5 protein-coding genes are annotated in these 3,993 nt (G+C 41.6%); 3 read left to right on the top strand and 2 right to left on the bottom strand.

What is annotated here, in order from left to right; genetic code table 11:
• Positions 1–177: 177 nt before the first annotated feature.
• The 3 genes from ACFFAP_RS35110 to ACFFAP_RS35100 all read left to right on the top strand — a co-directional run bounded on the left by ACFFAP_RS35110 (position 178) and on the right by ACFFAP_RS35100 (position 3,067).
• Entirely contained in the window at positions 178–1,227 is a 1,050-nt protein-coding gene (locus tag ACFFAP_RS35110) for an aldo/keto reductase (protein ID WP_375515539.1), read from the top strand.
• Positions 1,228–1,342: 115 nt separating this feature from the next.
• Positions 1,343–1,915: a DNA starvation/stationary phase protection protein Dps gene (gene dps, locus ACFFAP_RS35105; RefSeq protein WP_375515538.1), complete on the top strand. Its 573-nt coding sequence runs from the start codon at positions 1,343–1,345 to the stop codon at positions 1,913–1,915.
• A 435-nt stretch (positions 1,916–2,350) separates the two neighbouring features.
• Entirely contained in the window at positions 2,351–3,067 is a 717-nt protein-coding gene (locus ACFFAP_RS35100; protein WP_375515537.1) for a pirin family protein, read from the top strand.
• A gap of 53 nt (positions 3,068–3,120) precedes the next feature.
• Here ACFFAP_RS35100 and ACFFAP_RS35095 read toward each other — a convergent pair whose 3' ends face one another.
• On the bottom strand, positions 3,121–3,483 hold the full coding sequence (locus ACFFAP_RS35095; protein ID WP_375515536.1) for a hypothetical protein: 363 nt from the start codon (positions 3,481–3,483) through the stop codon (positions 3,121–3,123).
• A gap of 283 nt (positions 3,484–3,766) precedes the next feature.
• The coding region (locus ACFFAP_RS35090; protein WP_375515535.1) for a tetratricopeptide repeat protein at positions 3,767–3,993 on the bottom strand (227 nt) is incomplete at its 5' end.

Raw genomic sequence — 3,993 nt, 5'->3', positions numbered from 1 at the left:
GCCGTTGCATTCATAATGCAAGCGATCGCATTCACAAGGCGGCCGTTACATTCACAATACAAAAAGTTGCGTTTAGATAGACTAAAGGGCTTGTCCTCAAACATCGCCCTCGGTTTCCAGTTATCATGCCTTTGAGATGATATTCACTTAGTTTTTTTCATTAATCAGAAAATATTCATGAGATACAAACTGTTGGGTAAAAGCGGATTAAGAGTCTCTGAACTCTCCTTGGGAACCATGACCTTTGGTGAAGATTGGGGTTGGGGTGCATCTGCTGACGAAAGTCGTAAAATCTTTGATACTTATGTAGAAGCAGGGGGAAATTTCATTGACACCGCCAACGGTTATACCGATGGTAGTAGTGAAAAAATTGTCGGTGAGTTGATTGCTAAAGAACGCGAACGCTTTGTAGTTGCGACAAAATATTCCTTTCCCTTGCAGATGGGTGACAACAAGGGCGACCCTAACGCCAGTGGAAACCATCGCAAGAATTTGATTCAGTCTTTAGAAGGCAGCCTGAAACGACTGAATACCGATTACATTGATTTATTCTGGTTGCACGCTTGGGATTTCACAACACCTATTGAGGAAGTATTGCGATCGCTTGATGATGTAGTGCGTCAAGGTAAGGTACTTTATATCGGCATTTCTGACACACCCGCTTGGATTGTTTCCCAAGCAAATACCATCGCCCATTACCAAGGATGGACGCAGTTTGTTGCTCTGCAAATTGAGTATAGTTTAATTCAACGAACACCAGAGCGGGACTTGATCCCAATGGCAAAAGCTCTTGATTTAGCAGTAACGCCGTGGTCGCCCTTGGGTGGTGGAGTGCTGACAGGCAAGTATAATAAACCTGCTCAAGAAGGCGGTGAACAAGGGCGAGTAGCGAGTTTAGGGGGAGAAGTTTCTGAGAAGAATTTAGCGATCGCTCAAGTTGTCAGTGAAGTTGCAGCAGAAATTGGACACACACCATCACAGGTAGCATTAGCTTGGTTACGCGCTCAAAGTGGGGTGATTATTCCGATTATCGGGGCACGTAAATTAACGCAGTTTCAAGATAACTTAGCTTCTTTAGAAGTTACCCTCTCCCCAGAATATTTGCAACGTTTAAATGAAGTGAGTCAAATTGAACTGGGTTTTCCCCATGACTTTTTGCAGAATGATGATATTCGCGATCGCCTTTTCGGTGGCACATTTAATACCATAGAAAACCATCACATTTAACTAATCGTCATCAACTGTAACATATTCAGGCGTTAATTCAATCTATCGTCAGAGAGTTTCGCCAAGCCTTGCACTATCAGTAAAGTTAGATGTAAAAGGCATTAACCTAAGAAGCATGAGCGACGACACCATTTCATCACGTCTGTACCCTACCCGCATTGACATTCCTGCCGAAGCACGAGTGCAAATCGTGGTACTTCTCAACCAAAGCTTGGCAGCTACTTCGGATTTGAAAACCCAAGCAAAGCAAGCGCACTGGAATGTTAAAGGAACTGACTTCTATCAGCTACACCTATTATTTGATGAACTTGCTGGGGAATTGGAAGAGTACATCGATATGGTAGCTGAACGCGTCACAGCTTTAGGCGGATACGCTTTCGGAACAGTTCGCGCCGCAGCTAGTAATTCGATCCTGCCAGAATACCCCTTAGATATTTTGGATGGCAAAGACCATGTGACAGCCTTGGCAGATCGCTATGCATCCTATGCTAAACATCTGAGACAAGCGATCGATAAAACTGATGAATTAGGCGACCTGGATACTGCTGACCTTTACACCGAAATTTCCCGCACTATTGACAAACGACTCTGGTTCTTAGAAGCTCATCTGCAAGTAGCAGAAATTAAGGCAGAGAATGGCAAAGCGGGTATTACTCAAACTCAAAAGATACCTGCTAGTGTAAATTAAGCACTTTTGAGAAACATTTGATTTAGTAGTAGTAGGGTGCGTTAGGCTAAAGCCTAACGCACTTTCTTATATAGCGGTACGTTAGGCGCTTTAATCATATTTTTTATAACAAACTATATCAAAATATGTGCCTAACACACCCTACTAGCGTGACTTATTGAATAAATATAAAATTTTATTGTCCAATGATTTAAATAAAAATTTCACAGTATCTTTTTGGTAAGTACCCCACTTTTAAGTGCGTACTTTTCATTTTATATGTGTATGTTTTATTATTTAAATAGTTCAAAAGTAATTCGGAATTCGTAATCAGCTAGGCCCTACTACGCTAAATAAATTCGTAATACTTGCCTTTGGCAAGAAGCAAGCTACGTAATTCGTAATTAAATACTTAATTTTTTGACACTCAAAACTAATTAACAGCGAGGTAAATTTATGTCTCAAAAGACAATTAGCCACCTAATTCACGATCGCAATTCCCGTGGTCACGTTCAAACAGGCTGGCTCGATAGTTATCACACATTTTCCTTCGGTAGTTTTTACGATCCCAACCGCATGGGATTTCGCTCTCTGCGAGTAATTAACGAAGATCGCGTCGCCCCTGGTGCTGGATTCCCTACCCACGGTCATCGTGACATGGAAATCCTCACCTATATCTTAGAAGGTGCTGGAGAGCATAAAGATAGCTTGGGTACTGGCTCAGTGATTCATCCTGGTGATGCCCAGATTATGAGCGCTGGAACTGGAATCAGCCACAGTGAATTTAATCCTTCACCAACTGAACCATTACACTTGCTACAAATCTGGATTCTCCCCGATCGAGAAGGGTTAGCACCAAGATATGAACAAAAAACTTTTCCTCTAGAAGAAAAGCGCGGCAAACTCCGCTTGATTGCTGCTAAAGATGGGCGTGATGGTGCTGTGACAATTCACCAAGATGTTGAGTTATATACATCTGTTTTAGAGGATGGTGATGTTGTTAATTATCAAGTCAAACCCGGTCGTTATGCCTGGTTACAAGTAGCGCGAGGCATAGTTGACTTAAATGGTGAGGAACTTAGAGCAGGTGACGGTGTGCAAATCAACGGCGAAGAACAGCTAGAAATTAGCACCAACATCGGCGGCGAAATCTTGCTTTTCGATTTAGGCTAATATCTCTTTTCTCTAGTAAAAGGCTCATTTAAATGAGCCTTTTACTGAGAATATTACTTAGAATGTGCTTCAAGGCGAATTATGGCGATCGCAATCTCCGACAACCAAGCCACAAGTCTAAAAAACTGCTGAACGAGTATCAAAGACTCATTAATGGAGTTCAAAGCCTCTTTAATGAAGCTCAAAGGCTCATTAATGGAGTTCAAAGCCTCTTTAATGAGTATCAAAGCCTCTTTAATGAGTATCAAAGCCTCTTTAATGAGTATCAAAGACTCATTAATGGAGTTCAGAACCTCTTTAATGAGTATCAAAGGCTCATTAATGGAGTTCAAAGCCTCTTTAATGAAGCTCAAAGACTCATTAATGGAGTTCAGAACCTCTTTAATGAGTATCAAAGGCTCATTAATGGAGTTCAAAGACTCGTGGATAAATAAACTTATAGAACTTACGCATTGACACAAAATACATAGTATGTATGGCTCAAAAAACCACATCTGTCGTAGGGGCACAGCATTGCTGTGCCCCTACAGCGCGGGTTTACTGATCATCAAAGAACAATTAATCAAGGCTGAAACGACCTATTTTCGTGAAACATACTATGATTAATTTGTACAGTGCGTAAGTCCTAACTTAATGCGAAATAGGCGACAGATGCCAACCTGGGAAGCCAGATTAAATTCTGACTTTCTTAATTACGAATTACGAACTTGTACTGAGCGTAGCCGAAGTATTACGAATTAAATCTTCTACTCTCGCCACCACTTGCCCTAATTTCTCAGCATCAGGAGATTGGATACGCTGCAATATCTCCAAGGCTGGCTGTAAATAATCTAGTGCTTGATTGTAATTGCCCTGTTGTTCTGCTATATGCCCTAACCAACACAACGTCGCCGCCTTGGTTTGGACATCGCCGATTTGTTCAGTGA

Origin of the sequence: uncultured Nostoc sp., assembly GCF_964245575.1 — a bacterium.
In the GTDB taxonomy this organism is placed as follows: Bacteria; Cyanobacteriota; Cyanobacteriia; order Cyanobacteriales; family Nostocaceae; genus Nostoc.
This window is presented reverse-complemented; position numbering and strand designations above follow the sequence as displayed.